This window comes from Nocardioides sp. NPDC006303, assembly GCF_040613175.1.
Classification (GTDB): Bacteria; Actinomycetota; Actinomycetes; order Propionibacteriales; family Nocardioidaceae; genus Nocardioides.
Window position 1 is genome coordinate 1 of record NZ_JBEXRR010000035.1, and the last position, 16,242, is coordinate 16,242.

General features: G+C 69.3%; 15 protein-coding genes. 3 read left to right on the forward strand and 12 right to left on the reverse strand.

Features of this window, described 5'->3' with window-relative positions; all coding sequences use genetic code 11:
• Positions 1 to 134: 134 nt before the first annotated feature.
• From ABZY89_RS22180 to ABZY89_RS22215, 8 genes are all read right to left on the reverse strand, one after another.
• Positions 135 to 1,541: an amidase gene (locus tag ABZY89_RS22180; protein WP_355230677.1), complete on the reverse strand. Its 1,407-nt coding sequence runs from the start codon at positions 1,539 to 1,541 to the stop codon at positions 135 to 137.
• Between the two features lie 9 nt (positions 1,542 to 1,550).
• Positions 1,551 to 2,510, reverse strand: a complete 960-nt coding sequence (locus ABZY89_RS22185; RefSeq protein ID WP_355230679.1) for a GNAT family N-acetyltransferase — start codon at positions 2,508 to 2,510, stop codon at positions 1,551 to 1,553.
• A 106-nt stretch (positions 2,511 to 2,616) separates the two neighbouring features.
• Positions 2,617 to 3,156, reverse strand: a complete 540-nt coding sequence (locus tag ABZY89_RS22190) for an NAD(P)H-dependent oxidoreductase (protein WP_355230680.1) — start codon at positions 3,154 to 3,156, stop codon at positions 2,617 to 2,619.
• A 64-nt stretch (positions 3,157 to 3,220) separates the two neighbouring features.
• A complete protein-coding gene (gene cimA, locus ABZY89_RS22195) occupies positions 3,221 to 4,831 on the reverse strand; it encodes a citramalate synthase (protein ID WP_355230681.1) in 1,611 nt (536 codons plus the stop codon).
• Positions 4,832 to 4,996: 165 nt separating this feature from the next.
• On the reverse strand, positions 4,997 to 6,502 hold the full coding sequence (locus ABZY89_RS22200; protein WP_355230682.1) for a serine/threonine-protein kinase: 1,506 nt from the start codon (positions 6,500 to 6,502) through the stop codon (positions 4,997 to 4,999).
• Positions 6,503 to 6,647: 145 nt separating this feature from the next.
• Entirely contained in the window at positions 6,648 to 7,733 is a 1,086-nt protein-coding gene (locus tag ABZY89_RS22205; RefSeq protein WP_355230684.1) for a branched-chain amino acid aminotransferase, read from the reverse strand.
• 113 nt (positions 7,734 to 7,846) lie between these two features.
• Entirely contained in the window at positions 7,847 to 8,902 is a 1,056-nt protein-coding gene (locus ABZY89_RS22210; RefSeq protein WP_355230685.1) for a 3-isopropylmalate dehydrogenase, read from the reverse strand.
• 9 nt (positions 8,903 to 8,911) lie between these two features.
• A complete protein-coding gene (locus ABZY89_RS22215) occupies positions 8,912 to 9,082 on the reverse strand; it encodes a hypothetical protein (RefSeq protein ID WP_355230687.1) in 171 nt (56 codons plus the stop codon).
• A gap of 265 nt (positions 9,083 to 9,347) precedes the next feature.
• On the opposite strand from ABZY89_RS22215, the gene ABZY89_RS22220 reads away from it, so the two are divergent.
• Positions 9,348 to 9,917 carry a class I SAM-dependent methyltransferase gene (locus tag ABZY89_RS22220; protein WP_355230689.1) on the forward strand — a complete coding sequence of 190 codons (570 nt, stop codon included), beginning with the start codon at positions 9,348 to 9,350 and terminating at the stop codon, positions 9,915 to 9,917.
• Between the two features lie 19 nt (positions 9,918 to 9,936).
• On the opposite strand, the gene ABZY89_RS22225 is transcribed toward ABZY89_RS22220, so the two are convergent.
• Positions 9,937 to 10,632: a DsbA family oxidoreductase gene (locus ABZY89_RS22225; protein WP_355230691.1), complete on the reverse strand. Its 696-nt coding sequence runs from the start codon at positions 10,630 to 10,632 to the stop codon at positions 9,937 to 9,939.
• A gap of 148 nt (positions 10,633 to 10,780) precedes the next feature.
• Here ABZY89_RS22225 and ABZY89_RS22230 point away from each other — a divergent pair, with 148 nt between their 5' ends.
• Both ABZY89_RS22230 and ABZY89_RS22235 read left to right on the forward strand, forming a co-directional pair.
• Positions 10,781 to 11,698, forward strand: a complete 918-nt coding sequence (locus ABZY89_RS22230) for an ATP-binding cassette domain-containing protein (protein WP_160024589.1) — start codon at positions 10,781 to 10,783, stop codon at positions 11,696 to 11,698.
• Positions 11,695 to 12,528, forward strand: a complete 834-nt coding sequence (locus ABZY89_RS22235; RefSeq protein WP_355230693.1) for an ABC transporter permease — start codon at positions 11,695 to 11,697, stop codon at positions 12,526 to 12,528. The genes ABZY89_RS22230 and ABZY89_RS22235 overlap by 4 nt, the downstream gene beginning before the upstream one ends.
• Before the next feature lie 108 nt (positions 12,529 to 12,636).
• On the opposite strand, the gene ilvC is transcribed toward ABZY89_RS22235, so the two are convergent.
• The 3 genes from ilvC to ABZY89_RS22250 form a co-directional block, all read right to left on the reverse strand.
• Positions 12,637 to 13,662, reverse strand: coding sequence for a ketol-acid reductoisomerase (ilvC, locus tag ABZY89_RS22240; RefSeq protein WP_355230695.1), 1,026 nt, complete (start codon positions 13,660 to 13,662; stop codon positions 12,637 to 12,639).
• A gap of 121 nt (positions 13,663 to 13,783) precedes the next feature.
• Positions 13,784 to 14,347, reverse strand: a complete 564-nt coding sequence (gene ilvN / locus ABZY89_RS22245) for an acetolactate synthase small subunit (RefSeq protein WP_141792540.1) — start codon at positions 14,345 to 14,347, stop codon at positions 13,784 to 13,786.
• Positions 14,347 to 16,098 (reverse strand): acetolactate synthase large subunit, encoded by a 1,752-nt coding sequence (locus tag ABZY89_RS22250; protein ID WP_355230696.1) that lies wholly within the window; start codon positions 16,096 to 16,098, stop codon positions 14,347 to 14,349. Before ABZY89_RS22250 ends, ilvN begins: the two co-directional genes overlap by 1 nt.
• Between the last annotated feature and the right edge of the window lie 144 nt (positions 16,099 to 16,242).

Below are 16,242 nucleotides of genomic sequence, written 5' to 3' on the forward strand. Positions count from 1 at the left end.
GGTCGCTTCCCCACGGCCTGCCCGGGCCGGTCTATGTGTCCCGTGGGACCTAGTCGGAGCCCACCGGGGAAGGTCGACCTTCGTCACCCACAACTACAGATTCGGCTCGCCATTTCTGTGGTCTCGGCGGGGCTTCACCAGCCGGGAGGGAGGCGGTGGTCCCAGAGGGCGGCGTCTTCGATCTGAGCGGAGAGGGAGAGCAGGAGAGGCTCCTCGGCGGGGCGGGCGGCGAGCATGACGCCTACCGGAAGACCGGACGGGGTCCAGTGGAGCGGCAGCGAGATGGCGGGCATGCCGGTGACGTTCCAGGCGGAGGTCCACGGGGTGAACTCCTTCTGGGCCTGGAAGTCGGCGGCGGGGTCGGCATCGTCACGGATCGCACCGACGAGGGGCGGCGGGGTGGCCAGGGTCGGGGTGAGCACGGCGTCGTAGGGAGCCAGCGCCTCCAGCGCCATGGCGGCGTACCGGCGCAGCTCGGCGATCGCCAGCCCGAACTCCGGGCCGCTGATCGCCTCTCCCCGCTCGGTGAGCCAGCGGGTCAGCGGCCGGATCTGAGCGCGCTGGTCGGGGGCGAGATTCACGACCGCCATCGCGGTCCCGACGGCCCAGACCGTCTCGAAGACCGCGACCGCCTCGACCGGCAGCGGCCGTGGGATGTCGACGATCTCGTGGCCCAGCGACTCCAGCAGCGACGAGGCGTTCTCCCAGGCGGCGACGCACTCGGCGTCGACCGACGTCGGGGCGATCAGCGGCTCGATGAACCGGGCGATACGCAGTCGCCCCGGCGGCCTATCACACGCATCCAGGAACGGAAGCGGCTCCTCGGGAGCCCAGAAGGGATCGCCCGTACGCCGCCCCGCGAGCACGTCGAGGAACGCCGCCGCGTCCCGCACCGACCGAGCGATCGGACCGGCAGTGGCGAGCCCGGCGGCGTCGCCGTACATCGGCGATGGGGAGATCCGCCCGCGGGTCGGCTTCAGCCCGACCAGCCCGCAGCACGACGCCGGGATCCGGATCGAGCCGCCGCCGTCGGAGCCCTGCGCGACGGGCACCAGCCCGGCGGCGACCGCCGCGGCGGCGCCTCCCGAGGAGCCGCCGGCGATCCGCGTACGGTCCCAGGGGGTGACGGCGGGCGGTGCCACATCCGGCTCGGTGTAGCAGGGCGAGCCGAACTCGGGGGTGTTGGTCTTCCCGAGCGAGATCATCCCGGCCGCCTCGATTGACAGGGTGACGTTGTCGGAGATGTCGGGTACGAAGTCGGCGAAGGCAGCCGACCCGAAGGTCGTACGCACCCCGCGGGTGAGGTTGAGGTCCTTGATCGCGGTGGGTACGCCCCACAGCGGCGAGGCACCAACCGGCTTGACCGCGAGCTCACGGGCGCAGGTCGAGATCCGCTCCTCGGCCACGGTGACGAAGGCGCCGACGTCGTCGAGCCTGGCGATCCTGTCGAGGTAGTGCTCGGCGAGCTCTCCCGGGGAGACCTCGCATCGATGGAGCAGCTCTCCCTGTTCCAGGGCGGTCAGATCATGAAGCTCGGCCACCCCTGCAGACTAGTGGCCCGAGCGCCACTCGTCCTCGAGCATCGCGTAGTGCACCAGTGTCGTCCACTCGCCCTTGAACCACTCGGCCTCACGCTCGACCGCCTCCTTCCGCATCCCGAGCCGCTCGATCACCCGCGCCGAGGCAGTGTTGCGCTCGTCGACCCTGGCGGTCACCCGGTGCAGGCCGAGCCCGTCGAACGCCAGCCCCAGCAGCGCCCGCGCGGTCTCGGTGGCGAAGCCACGGCCACTGAACTCGGGGTTGAAGGCATAGCCGATCTCCCCCGACCGCTGCTCCTTGCTGTGCCAGAAGAGCACCACGTCGCCGATCAGCCGGCGCTCGTGCTCGACGGCGAGGCAGAGCACCTCACCCTCCCGGCGCAGGACGGAGAGACGCCTCTCGGGTGCGTACGCCTTGCGCAGCTGCTCGCGGTCACGTGGCACCGGCGGGATGTAACGGCACACCTCCTCGAGCGAGAGGTAGGCGTGCAGGTCGTCGAGGTCGCGCTCGACGTCGATCGGGCGCAGCGCCAACCGCTCGGTGGTGACCGGATAATCCGGCGCCAGAGCGGGCTCGGCGAGCTCCTGGAAGACACTCAGATGCAGCCCCGCCGGCCCGTCGAGACGGGCGTTGAGAGACTCCCACGGGGTGCGGGTGGGTGGCGCGACGAGCGTGGCGCCGCCATCGACGAGCCGGGACGCGACGCCGGCGGAGTCCTCGACCTCGAACGCCACCCGGACGTGGCCGGCCGCCGGCTGCCCGACCTCGACCTCGTCGATGTAGGCGTGCTGGGCGGAGTTGGCGAGCTCCAGCGTGGCCTGGCCGGCGTCGAGGATCGTCACGTGAGCCTCACCAGGGCCGGAGAAGGCGGCCTGCTCGGGCAGGCCGAGGGTGTCGCGGTAGAAGGCCACCGCCTGCTCGTAGTCCTTCGCCTCGACCACCAGACGGAGCTGCTTCACGGGTCCACTCATGCCCCGCAACGTACGGCCCAATCGCCCGTAGCGCACGTGATAAATCACGAAGGACAGGTCTCTCCCCCGCAGAGACCTGTCCTTCGTGGTGCTGCCCGGTTGGGGCTCAGACAGCAGCGGGCTCGAAGCCCGCGAGCTTCTCGACGGCCTCGCGGAAGCGGGCCTGGGCCTCGGCGTCGGTGAAGACGTCGATCTCGTGGACCGGCTGGGAGACGATGGCGTCCTCTACGACGATGGCGCCGCCGATGCCGGCCGAGCGAGCGGCGTCGGCGTGGGACCACTTGGCACCGTAGGGGGTCGGGGCGACGCCGACGACCGAGAGAATCTTGCCCTTGAGCACGCCGGCGGCGTAGGGGCGCGAGAGCCAGTCGATCGCGTTGTTGATCACGGCGGGCATCGTGCCGTTGTACTCCGGGGTCACGATGAGCACGCGGTCGGCCTCGTCGATCACCTTGCGGAGCTGGCTCACCGCCTCGCCCGGGTCGGCCTCGAGGTCCTCGTTGAAGAACGGCACGTCCGCCAGGCCGTCGACGATCTCCAGGACGACACCTTCAGGCGCCTCGGCGACGAGCTTCTCGGCGAGCTTGCGGTTGATGGAGTCGGCGCGCAGGCTGCCAACGAGTACGGCGATACGGGTGTCGGTCACGGGTTCTCCTCGTAGGACGCGGAAAGTTCAATGTTGAAGTGTTCAACGCCCGCGTCCCGGGGATTCATTCCGCGACAGCGGCCTCTTGAGGTGTGGTCTCGCCCACATGCCGGCGCAGACCGAAGGTGAGCCCGTCGACCAGGGCCTCCCACGACGCCTCGATCACGTTCGACCCGACACCGACCGTCGTCCACGACGTCGAGCCGTCGGAGGTCTCGATCAGCACTCGCGTCCTGGCATCGGTGCCGTGCCCCTGGTCGAAGAGCCGCACCTTGAAGTCGATCAGGTCGAAGTCGGCGACCACCGGGAAGGCACGCGTGATCGCGGCCCGCAGCGCCTGGTCGAGCGCGTTGACCGGGCCGTTTCCCTCGCCGGTCTCGACGTGACGTACGCCGTCGGCGTGGATCTTCACGATCGCCTCGGTGGTCGAGCTGGTCTCCGGGCCGCCACCGCGGGCCTCGGAGATGACCCGCCAGGACTCGACGTCGAAGAAGGACGGCCGGGCGCCCTCGACCTCCTCGATCAGGAGCAGCTCGAAGGAGGCGTCGGCCGCCTCGAAGGTGTAGCCACGCTGCTCGGCCTCCTTGACCCGCTCGGTCACCCGGGTCACCAGGTCGCGGTCGTCGGAGAGGTCGTAGCCGAGCTCGCGCCCCTTCAGCTCGATCGAGGCCCGCCCAGCCATGTCCGAGACCAGCAGCCGCATGTCGTTGCCGACACCGGCAGGGTCCATGTGCTGGTAGAGGTTGGGGTCCACCTTGATCGCAGAGGCGTGCAGCCCGGCCTTGTGGGTGAACGCGGAGGCACCGACGTAGGGCTGACGGCCAGCGGGCGGCACGTTGGTCACCTCGGCCACCGCGTGGGCGACACGGGTCGCCTCGCCCAGCAGGCCCGTCGGCAGCACCTCGCGACCCAGCTTCAGCTGCAGGTTGGCGACGACGGAGACGAGGTCGGCGTTGCCCGTACGCTCCCCGTAGCCGTTGATGCAGCCCTGGACGTGCATCGCGCCGGCGTCGACGGCAGCCAGCGAGTTGGCGACCGCGCACCCGGTGTCGTTGTGACAGTGGATCCCGACAGCCCCCTGGGTGGCGTTGCGGACGTCGTGGACGACGTCGGCCACCCAGCCCGGCAGCATCCCGCCGTTGGTGTCGCACAGCGCGACCACCTCGGCACCCGCCTCGTAGGCGGTCTTCAGGACCTCCAGCGCGTAGTCGCGGTTGGCCCGGTAGCCGTCGAAGAAGTGCTCGGCGTCGAGGAAGACCTGCTGGCCCTCGTCGCGCAGGTGGGAGACCGTGTCGCGGATCATCGCGAGGTTCTCCTCGAGCGTGGTGCGCAACGCGAGCTCGACGTGGCGGTCGTGGGACTTGGCCACCAGGGTGACGACCGACGCGCCGGAGTCGCGGAGCGCGGCGACCTGCGGGTCGTCAGCCGCCCGCACGCCGGCCCGGCGGGTCGACCCGAACGCCGCCAGCCGCGCGTGCTTGAGGTCGAGCTCGGAGACGGCCCGCTTGAAGAACTCGGTGTCCTTCGGGTTCGCGCCGGGCCAGCCGCCCTCGATGAACCCGACGCCCAGACCGTCGAGGTGCCGGGCGATCGCGAGCTTGTCGGCGACGCTGAGGTTCAGGCCCTCCTGCTGCGCACCGTCGCGCAGGGTGGTGTCGTAGACGTGGAATTCCATGGCTCTGTGTCCTCGGGTCCTCGGGCTGGGCTGGGCAACAAAAAACCCTCTCGGGAACGAGAGGGTGGCGCGTCGGGCAAGGCTCGACGCGCTAGCGAATGATGATGACGTACGTCGTCATAGCCCTGATACTGCCACGAAATCTCATCCCGGGGGACGGGCGTCTCACCAGCCGAGGAGCTCGACCCACCACGGCTCGTCGCCGCCGGAGAACTGCGAGCCCTCGTCGGCAAGGGTCTGGATCGGGAAGAGCGCCAGGGTGATCACGACGGCGAACCCGAGGATCCACGGCACCCATCGCGCCGAGATCCGGTGGACCGCCTTGGTCACCGGGTCCCGCAGCCGGTCGCGCCCGGAGCCGGTCCACAGCGCGCCGACGAACGCCAGGCCGGCGAATCCCAGCGCCGCCTCGAGGGAGAGCTGCAGGGCGAAGCCGATCAACACAGCCGCCACCACGAACCCGTAGCCCCACACCCCGACGACGAACGTCTTCGGGAGCGAGCGGACCAGCCGCCAGGGAGCGCCGATCAGGAGCCGGGGCGCGTCATGCCACTTGCGGCCGCGATACCAGCGCCAGCGGCGCAGATCGCCGGCCGCCAGCGTGCCGGCGCGGATCAGCCAAGCCGCGCCGAGCACGGTCCAGAAGCCGACGCTGGGGAACGCCGCGATCAGGCCGACGGCGAAGGCGAGCAGGCCGAGCCAGATGGCCCCACGGCGCAGCTTCTCCAGGCCACTGTCCTGGCGCGGCTTGCGCTGACTGGGAGGGATGAACGGTGCGGCCGGGGTGGTGGCCTTCTCGCGCTCGGCCCGGTCGCTCAGCGAGAGCTGCTCGACCGGCCTGTGCACGAACGGCCGGCGCGGCGTACGCAGCCACTCGCGCACCTCGTCCAGCGTCGGGCGGTCCGCGGGGTCGGGTGAGAGCGCCTGGCCGAGCAGCCCGCGCAGCGGCTGCGGCACCCCCTCGAGGTCGTGCTCACCGCGCCGGGCGCGGTCCATCAGCTTCATCGAGTTGCCCTCGCCGAACGGCGGGCGGCCGGTCGCGGCGTACGCCACCACGGAGGCCCACGAGTGCACGTCGGAGGCCGGGGTGGCCGGGTCGCCGACCGCGATCTCGGGCGGCAGGTAGCCGGGGGTGCCGATCAGCAGGCCGGTCACGGTGATCTTCGGGTCGTCGGCGACGCGGGCGAGCCCGAAGTCGATCAGGATCGGCGTACGCCCTTCCATGATGATGTTGGCCGGCTTGATGTCGCGGTGGAGGACCCCGACGGCATGACAGTCGGCGATGCCCTCGGCCAGGTCGCTGGCCAGCTGCTCGACGTCCTCGCGCGAGAGCACGCCCTCGTTGACGATCTTGTCGTGCAGCGTCGGCCCCGGGACGTAACGGGTCGCCAGCCACGGCACCTCACCCCACGGGTCGGCGCCGACCACGCCGGCCACCCACCTGCTCCGCACCCGCTGCAGCGAGGAGACCTCGCGCGCGAGCCGATGGCGGCCCTCCTCGTCACCCACGAACTGGGTACGCAGCACCTTCAGCGCCACTCGCTCACCGCTCGCGCGGTGGCTGGCCAGATGGACCCGTCCCATCCCGCCCTGCCCCAGCAGGGAGAGCAGGTCGTAGTCACCAACGGTGTCCCGTTGGGTCGCCGGGAGACGGCGAGGGGCTGTCGTCACGAGACAAACCTTATCCGCCACAGCCGACACCCCGCCGAGGCGTCACCCGCGTCGGCCGAGACGTCACTCCCGTCGGCCGACATGGCACCGATCTGCCATGTCGATTCGCGGGAGTGACGCCTCGACCTGCGTACGTGACGTGTCGCTAGACGATCTTGCGCATCCAGCCGAAGGTGTCCTCGGCCCGACCGAACTGGATGTCGACGAGCTGCTTGCGGATGGTCTTCCAGACCTCGCCCTCACCGGCGGAGGCGATGGAGCCGCCCTCGTGGACGAGCTCACCGACGGGGGTGACGACGGCGGCGGTGCCGCAGGCGAAGACCTCGGTGATCTCGCCGGACTCGACGCCGGCCTTCCACTCGTCGATGGCGAACTTGCGCTCCTCGACGGTGTAGCCGAGCTTGCCCGCGAGCTCGATGATGGAGGCGCGGGTGATCCCCTCCAGGATCGTGCCGGTCTCGGGGGTGACGATCCGGCCGTCCGCGTGGACGAAGTAGAGGTTCATGCCGCCGAGCTCCTCGACGTACTTGCCCTCCTGCGCGTCCAGGAAGACCACCTGGTCGCAGCCGTTGGCCGAGGCCTCGGCCTGGGCGACCAGGGAGGAGGCGTAGTTGCCGCCGGTCTTGGCCGCGCCCATGCCGCCGCGGCCGGCGCGGGTGTAGTCCTCGGTGAGCCAGATACGCACCGGCTTCACGCCGCCCTTGAAGTAGGAACCGGCGGGCGAGGCGATGACCATGTAGGTCACGTGCTGGGCCGGGCGCACGCCGAGGAACGACTCCGAGGCGAACATGAAGGGCCGCAGGTAGAGGCTCTTCTCATCGCTCTCCGAGGCCTCGGGCACCCAGCGCTGGTCGACCTTGACCAGGTCGAAGACGGTCTGCACGAAGTCCTCGATCTCGAGGACGGGCAGCGCGAGCCGCTCGCTCGAGCGGGCCATCCGGGCGGCGTTGGCCTCGGGCCGGAACGACCAGATCGAGCCGTCCGCGTGCCGGTAGGCCTTCATCCCCTCGAAGATCTCCTGGGCGTAGTGCAGCACGGCTGCCGACGGGTCCAGGCTGAGCGGTGCGTACGCCTCGATGCGACCGTTGTGCCAGCCCTGTTCGGGCGTCCACTCGACGGTGAGCATGTGATCGGTGAAATGGTTGCCGAAGCCTGGGTTCGCCAGGACCTCCGCGAGCTGCTTGTCGGTGGCCGGTTGGGTCGACAATGTGGTGCTGATCTCCATGACCATGAGATTAGTCCTGTTCTTCGGGTGCTGTGCTAATGCGGGCGGGGTAAGTGATGGGGACAGACGAAGGGCCGGGCGCAGATTCTCCTGCGCCCGGCCCTTCGTGGGTTGAGCGTCTAGCTGGCTACGCGGGCGGCGATCGCGTCGCCGACCTCGGAGGTCGTACGTGGCTCGGAACCGCGCTCGGAGAGGTCCGCGAGCACGGCGGCGTCGATGGTCGCGGCAGCCTCGGGGTGACCGAGGTGCTCGAGCAGAAGGGCCCCGGACAGGATGGCCGCGGTGGGGTCCGCCTTCTGCTGGCCGGCGATGTCAGGGGCGGAGCCGTGGACCGGCTCGAACATCGAGGGGAACTCCCGGGAGGAGTTGATGTTGCCGGAGGCGGCCAGGCCGATGCCGCCGGTGATGGCAGCGGCGAGGTCGGTGATGATGTCGCCGAAGATGTTGTCGGTGACGATCACGTCGAAGCGGGCCGGGTCGGTGGCGAGGAAGATCATCACCGCGTCGATGTGGAGGTAGTCCACAGTGACGTCGGGGAACTCCTCGGCGACCTGCTGGGTGATCCGCCACCACAGCGAGCCGGCGTTGACGAGCACGTTGGTCTTGTGGACCAGGGTCAGCTTCTTGCGCGGGCGGGCCTGGGCACGCGCGAAGGCGTCGCGTACGACCCGCTCCACGCCGTAGGCGGTGTTGATCGAGGTCTCGGTGGCGACCTCGTGCGGGGTTCCGACCCGCATCGCGCCACCGTTGCCGACATAGAGCCCCTCGGTGCCCTCGCGCACCACGACGAAGTCGATCTCGCCCTTGTCGAGCACGGCCGGCGACAGCGGGGAGATCGCCCCCGGGAAGAGTCGCGACGGGCGCAGGTTGACGTAGTGGTCGAGCTCGAAACGGAGCTTGAGCAGCAGCCCGCGCTCCAGGATGCCGGGAGGCAGGTTCGGGTCGTTCGGCTTGCCGCCGATCGCGCCGAGCAGGATGGCGTCCTGCTCCTTGATCTCGGCGAGAACGGACTCGGGGAGCACCTCACCGGTGGCGAGATAGCGCTCGGCGCCGAGGTCGTAGCGGGTCTGCTCGAACTTCACCGGAGAGGCGATCTCGAGCACCTTCAGCGCCTCGGCGGTCACCTCCGGTCCGATGCCGTCGCCGGGGATCACTGCGAGGTTGGTCGTAGACATACGGCGAGACTAGTTGTCGTCGGGCAGCTGGCCGCCGTTGTCCCGCAGGTCGAGCGCCTGCTGCACCGCGGCGATGGTGTTCTCGACGCTGTGCGGGTTGTCGGGGTCGTGGCTCGCCGGGCCCCACTCGCGGCCCCACTTGTTGTGATCGGCAGGGCTCTCGGGATACATCGCGTACATGACTTCTTCCTTCACACTTCGGCTAACAGAGGGTGTGGGAGAGAAGCCGGGGTCTTTAGAAGACGGAAGCCACCGCGACGAGGTGGCTTCTCCTGCGGTCGTTACCGCCGGGCCCCGTCGCGGCACTCGAGTACGAGAAAAATGCTCCGCATGGTGTTCCGACGTTAACCCGCGAGACGCTTCGAGAGATCAGATCTGGACGAATGGTCCGCCATTCGAGACACCCGTGCGCGCGCTCACACGCGATATCGGGAAGACTGGCCCTGTGAGTGCACCCCCAGAGCTTCCGGACATCGTGACCCGCGCCTTCGACGTCTCCCGTCGCGCGGGCTATGTGTCGTTCTGCCGCAACGAGACCGGGCGGCTGCTGGCGACTCTGGCGGCCACTCGGAGCGGCACCATGGCCGAGTTCGGCACCGGGTGCGGTGTCGGCACCGCGTGGCTGCGAAGCGGCGTACGCGGCGAGGCCGCCCACATCGTCTCCGCCGAGCTCGACGAGCACCTCGCCAAGGAGGCCGCCGAGATCTTCGCCGACGACGCGCAGGTCGAGGTCATCGCCGCCGACTGGGGCATCCTGCGCGACCGTGGCCCGTTCGCGCTGCTCTTCCTCGACGCCGAGACCCCAGGCGGGGTCTCCCCCGACCAGCTCTCCGACCTCGTCGAGGAGGGCGGCATCGTGGTCATCGACGACCTGATCCCTACCGACCTGTGGCCGCCGATCGTCTACGGCCGGGTCGACAGCCTGCGCGAGTCCTGGCTCACCGACGAGCGCTTCACCACCGTCGAGGTCATGGTCGCCGCCGACACCAGCGTCCTGCTCGCCACCAAGCGCTAGGCCGTTCCGGCCCGGCGGCTCAGATCGCGCAGCCGTCGGGACCGCAGGCGTCACCGTCGCCGACGATGGTGAGCGCCGGCTTGGTCTCGGCGTGCACCTTCTCCAGGAGCTGGCTGAACAGGTCGGTCGGTTGGGCGCCGGAGACGCCGTACTTCCCCTCCACGACGTAGAACGGCACCCCGGTCGCGCCGTAGGCGCGGGCCTGGTCGATGTCGGCCTGCACGTCGCCGGCGAACTCGTCGCTCGCGAGGACCTCGTCCACCCGGCCGGCGTCGAGACCGACGTTCACCGCGGCCTGCCTCAGGACGGCGTGGTCGCCCATCGACTCACCTCGGGTGAAGTACGCCGCGAGCAGCTCCTCCTTGAGCACGGCCTGCTTGCCCTCGGCCTTGGCCAGATGGAGCAGCCGGTGGGCGTCGATGGTGCGCGCGTGCGGGGTGTCCTCGTGACGGAACTCGAGCCCGGCCGCGGCCGCGGGCACGTTGGCCTGCTTCATCATCTCGCGGGCCTGGTCGACCGAGGCGCCGAACTTCTTAGCCAAGGCCTCGACCGTGGTCTCGACGGGCACCTGCGGCGCGCTGGGGTCGAGCTCGAACGAGTGGTAGACGATCTCGACGTCGTCGCTGTGCTCGAAGCGCTCCAGGGCTTCCTCGAGGTGGCGCTTGCCGATGTAGCACCAGGGACAGACAACGTCGGACCAGACATCAATACGCATGCTCTGAGAACGTTTCGTTCGGTACGAAACATTCCACAGCGGACTGATCTACCCCGAGACGGTCTCAGGGGAGATCAGGGGAAGGTCCAGGCACCCGCCAGGGATCTGCCCGACGCGCCGGAGGGGCGCCTGGCACCAGGCTCGGAGCATGATCCAGATCGATGCCCTCTCCAAGAGGTACGGCAGGTTCACGGCCGTCGACAACGTGACCTTCACCGCCGAGCCCGGCCGGGTGACCGGCTTCCTCGGCCCCAACGGCGCCGGTAAGTCCACGACCATGCGCATCCTGGTCGGACTCACCGATCCGTCCTCCGGCAGCGCCCACCTTCTGGGCCGCCACTTCTCCCAGCTGCCCAACCCCGGTCGCGAGGTCGGGGTGCTGCTGGACGCCTCCGCCCAGCACGGCGGCCGCACCGGCCGCGAGATCCTGACCCTGGCCGCCCGCACCATGGGGCTGCCGAAGTCGAGCGTCGCCGAGACCCTCGACCGGGTCAGCCTGACCGAGGAGGAGGCCGGGCGCCGCGTACGCAACTACTCCCTCGGGATGCGGCAGCGGCTCGGCATCGCGACGGCCCTGATCGGCGACCCTGAGGTGCTCATCCTCGACGAGCCGGCCAACGGCCTCGACCCGGCCGGTATCCGTTGGATGCGCGACCTGCTGCGTGGCTTCGCCGACGACGGCGGCACCGTGCTGCTCTCCTCGCACCTGCTGCACGAGATCGAGGTGATCGCCGACGACATCGTGGTCATCGGCAACGGCCGGATCGTGGCGCAGGGCACCAAGCAGGAGCTGCTCACCAGCGGCGAGACGTACGCCCGTTCCAGTGATCCCACCTCGCTCGGCCGGGCCCTCCAGCGGGCCGGCCACACCGCCGAGCTCACCACCGAGGGGGCCGTCCTCAGCGACGCCGACCTCACCACCGTCGGCCAGATCGCCTTCGACACCGGGCTCGTGCTGACCGAGCTCCGCGCTGCCGACGGCGCCGGCCTGGAGGAGATGTTCCTCCAGCTCACCGCCGAGACCCAGCGCGACCACCTCGAAACCCCGGAAGGGAACGCAGCATGAGCACCACGACCCTCGCCCCTGAGCCGGCAACGCCGGCCGGACGCAACCCCGAGGCGGTACGCCGCCGCGAGCGGGCCGTGCCCGCCCCGATCCCCTTCGGCCGGATCGCCGGCGTCGAGCTGCGCAAGATGTTCGACACCCGCTCGGGGTTCTGGCTGATGGCCAGCCTGGTCGTGCTCTCGGTGGCCGCGACCGTGGTGACGATCATCTTCGTCGACTCCGACAACCTCGACTACGAGGGCTTCGCCAGCGCCTGGGGCATGCCGATGTCGGTGATCCTGCCGATGATCGCGGTGCTCGCGGTCACCAGCGAATGGAGCGCCCGCACCGCCCTGACCACCTTCACCCTGGTGCCCGGCCGCGGCCGCGTCATCGCCGCGAAGGCCCTGGTCACCGCCGTGATCGGCGTCGTCGCCATCGCGGTCGCGGCGGCCGTCGGGGCGCTCGGCTACCTCGGCGTGGCAGCCGTCATGGACCTCGACCCGGTGTGGAACATCTCGTTCACCGAGCTCGCCCAGGTGACCCTGGCCAGCGAGATCGGCATGTTCATGGGCTTCATGCTCGGCACGCTGTTCCGCAGCTCGCCGGGCGCCATCGTGGCGTACTTCGTCTACGCCCTCGTCCTGCCCGGCGTCTCCTCGGCGCTCGCCTCGACCAACACCTGGTGGGCCGAGCACGCCACCTGGTTCGATCTCAACTGGGCGACGATGAACCTGTACTCCGAGATGACCGACAAGATGTGGGCTCAGCTCGGCGTCGCCAGCGTGATCTGGCTGGTGGTCCCGATGCTCGTCGGTCTCCGCCTGGTCCTCAAGTCCGAGGTCAAGTAGCCCGCCGAGTCGGCGCAAGCTGACCACAAATCCAGCCGAGTCGGCGCGTTAGAACGCGCCGACTCGGCTTGGTTTTCTGTCAGTTTGTGCCGACTCGGCACTTCAGGGTCAGCGGGCGGCAGAGCCTTCGGTGTAGTCGTCGTCGGACTGGCTCCACGAGAAGTGGGCGCGCAGGGCCTTGCCGGTGGCCTCGATCGGGTGACCGGCCTCCTCCTCGCGCAGCTTCTGGAACTCGGCCGCACCGTTGTCCTGGTCGGCGATGAAGCGGGCGGCGAAGGAGCCGTCCTGGATCTCGGCGAGCACCTGCTGCATGGTCTCCTTGACCTGCGGGCCGATGACGCGCGGGCCGGAGACGTAGTCGCCGTACTCAGCGGTGTCGGAGATCGACCAGCGCTGCTTGGCGATGCCGCCCTCCCACATCAGGTCCACGATGAGTTTGAGCTCGTGGAGCACCTCGAAGTAGGCGATCTCGGGCTGGTAGCCGGCCTCGGTGAGCGTCTCGAACCCGGCCTGGACCAGGTGGGACACGCCGCCGCAGAGCACGGTCTGCTCGCCGAAGAGGTCGGTCTCGGTCTCCTCGGTGAAGGTCGTCTTGATGACACCGGCGCGGGTGCCGCCGATGCCCTTGGCGTACGACTTCGCGAGGTCCCACGCGGAGCCGGAGGCGTCCTGCTCGACGGCGATGATGTCCGGGATGCCGCGGCCGGCGACGTACTCACGACGGACGGTGTGGCCCGGGGCCTTCGGGGCGACCAGGATCACGTCGACGCCCTCGGGCGCCTTGATGTAGCCGAAGCGCACGTTGAAGCCGTGGCCGAAGACGAGGGTCTTGCCGGCGGTCACGTGGGGCGCGAGCTGGTCGTTGTAGAGACCACGCTGGTGCTGGTCGGGGGCGAGGATGACGATCACGTCGGCCTCGGCGGCGGCGTCGGCCGGCGCGAGGACCTTGAAGCCCTCCTCCTCGGCCTTGGGGGTCGACTTCGAACCGGGCTGCAGGCCGATGCGCACGTCCACACCGGAGTCACGCAGGTTGAGCGCGTGGGCGTGGCCCTGGCTGCCGTAGCCGATGACGGCAACCTTCTTCGCCTGGATCAGCGCGAGGTCTGCGTCGTCGTCGTAGAAAATCTCAGCCACGAGGGCTTCTCCTTTGGGTTTGGTGATTCTGGGGAACTTATCGGGGTTTTCCTGCACTTCTCGGGTGTTGCAACGCCAGAGAAGTGCAGGAATACCCGGTTAACCGGGTATTCCGCCCGGCTCAGACCGCGGAAGGCGGAGCGGGCACAGCCACGGATCGCAGGCTGCGCTCGGAGATCGACCGGGAGCCGCGGCCCATGCCGACCATGCCGGACTGGGAGAGCTCACGGATGCCGAAGGGCTCGATGACCCGGAGGAAGTCGTTGAGCTTTCCGGTGTTGCCGGCGAGCTGGACGATGACGGTGTCGGTGGACACGTCGACGACCTTGGCCCGGAAGAGCTGGATGGTGTCGAGCACCTGGCTGCGGGTCTCCGTGGTGGCGGTGATCTTGACCAGCATGAGGGCGCGCTGGACGCGCGTCTCAGGCTCGAGCTCGACGATCTTGATCACCTCGACCAGCTTGTTGAGCTGCTTGGTGACCTGCTCGAGGGGGGTGTTCTCGAGATTGACCACGACCGTCATGCGGGAGAGCTCGTCGTGCTCGGTCGGCCCCACCGCGAGAGATTCGATGTTGAAGCCGCGGCGCGAGAAGAGCGCGGCCACGCGGGCCAGGACGCCGGGCTTGTTCTCGACCAGGACGCTCAGCGTGTGCTTGCCGCCGGTCTTCACGGGCTGAATGCTCATCAGAGGTCGTCCTCGTCGAACTCGGGCGCGAGGTCGCGCGCGTACTGGATCTCGTCGTTGGAGGAGCCGGCGGCGACCATCGGCCACACCATGGCGTCCTTGTTGACCCGGAAGTCGACCACGACGGGCATGTCGTTGATCTCCATGGCCTTCTCGATGGTGGCGTCGACGTCGTCGGCGGAGTCGCAGGCCAGGCCGACACAGCCCATGGCCTCGGCCAGCTTGGGGAAGTCAGGGATGCGCTTGGGCTGGCCGTGGGACTGCAGGTTGGTGTTGGAGTAGCGCTCGCCGTAGAAGAGCGTCTGCCACTGGCGCACCATGCCGAGGTTGTCGTTGTTGATGATCGCGACCTTGATCGGGATGCCCTCGATCGCGCAAGTGGCCAGCTCCTGGTTGGTCATCTGGAAACAGCCGTCGCCGTCGATCGACCACACCGTGGAGTCCGGGCAGCCGACCTTCGCGCCCATCGCGGCCGGCACGGAGTAGCCCATCGTGCCGAGGCCGCCGGAGTTGATCCAGGTGTTCGGGTGCTCGTAGCCGATGAACTGCGCGGCCCACATCTGGTGCTGGCCGACGCCGGCGGTGAAGATCGTCTCCTCGCCGGAGATCTTGCCGAGCCGCTCGATGACGTACTGCGGCGAGAGACCCTCGGTGGGGAGGTCATAACCGAGCGGGTACGCCTTCTTGATCCCGGCCATGAACGCGACCCAGCCCTCGTAGTCGCCCTCCTTGCCGGCTTCCTTCTCGGCGGTGAGCACCGCGATCAGGTCGGTGAGGACCTCACGCACGTCGCCCACGATCGGGACGTCGGCGTAGCGGTTCTTGCCGATCTCGGCCGGGTCGATGTCGGCGTGGATCACCTTGGCGTTGGGGGCGAAGGAGTCCAGGTTGCCGGTGACGCGGTCGTCGAAGCGGGCGCCGAGGCTGATGATCAGGTCCGACTTCTGCAGGCCGGCGACGGCGGGGACCGTGCCGTGCATGCCAGGCATGCCGAGGTGCTGCGGGTGGGAGTCGGGGAAGGCGCCGCGCGCCATCAGGGTGGTCACCACCGGGATCCCGGTGAGCGTGGCCAGCTGCAGCAGCTCGCGGTGGGCGCCGGAGCGGATGGTGCCGCCGCCGACGTACAGGACCGGCTTCTTGGCCTCCAGCATCAGGCGCGCCGCCTCGCGGATCTGCTTGGCGTGCGGCCTGGTCACCGGGCGGTAGCCCGGCAGGTGGAGCTCGGTCGGCCACCGGTAGGTGGTGGTGGCCTGCAACGCCGACTTGGTGACATCGACGAGGACCGGACCCGGCCTCCCGGAGGAGGCGAGGTGGAAGGCCTCAGCGACCCGCAGCGGGATCTCCGCGGGGTCGGTGATGAGGAAGCTGTGCTTGGTGACCGGCATCGTGATGCCGCGGATGTCCGCCTCCTGGAAGGCGTCGGTGCCGATCATCGCCGCGCCGACCTGGCCGGTGATGGCCACCATCGGCACGGAGTCCATGTTGGCGTCGGCGAGCGGGGTGACCAGGTTGGTCGCGCCCGGGCCGCTGGTGGCCATGCAGACCCCGACCTTGCCGGTCGCGGCGGCGTAGCCCTGGGCGGCGTGGCCGGCACCCTGCTCGTGACGTACGAGGATGTGGCGGATCTTCGAGTCCATCAGCGGGTCGTACGCCGGAAGGATCGCTCCCCCCGGAATGCCGAAGATGTTCTCGGCCCCCGCTGCTTCCAGCGACTTGATCAGGCTCTGCGCGCCTGTCATCTGCTCGCTCATGTCCGCCGTCCTACTCATCAGAGCTGTCTACTCATGGGATCTCGTGGTCTGTCGCTAGTGCAACAAAAAACCCTCCGGCCCGGCGGGCAACGGAGGGAGACGCGTCGTCTGGGGCCAGTGGCTCCTAGGCGACGCGCCTGATAA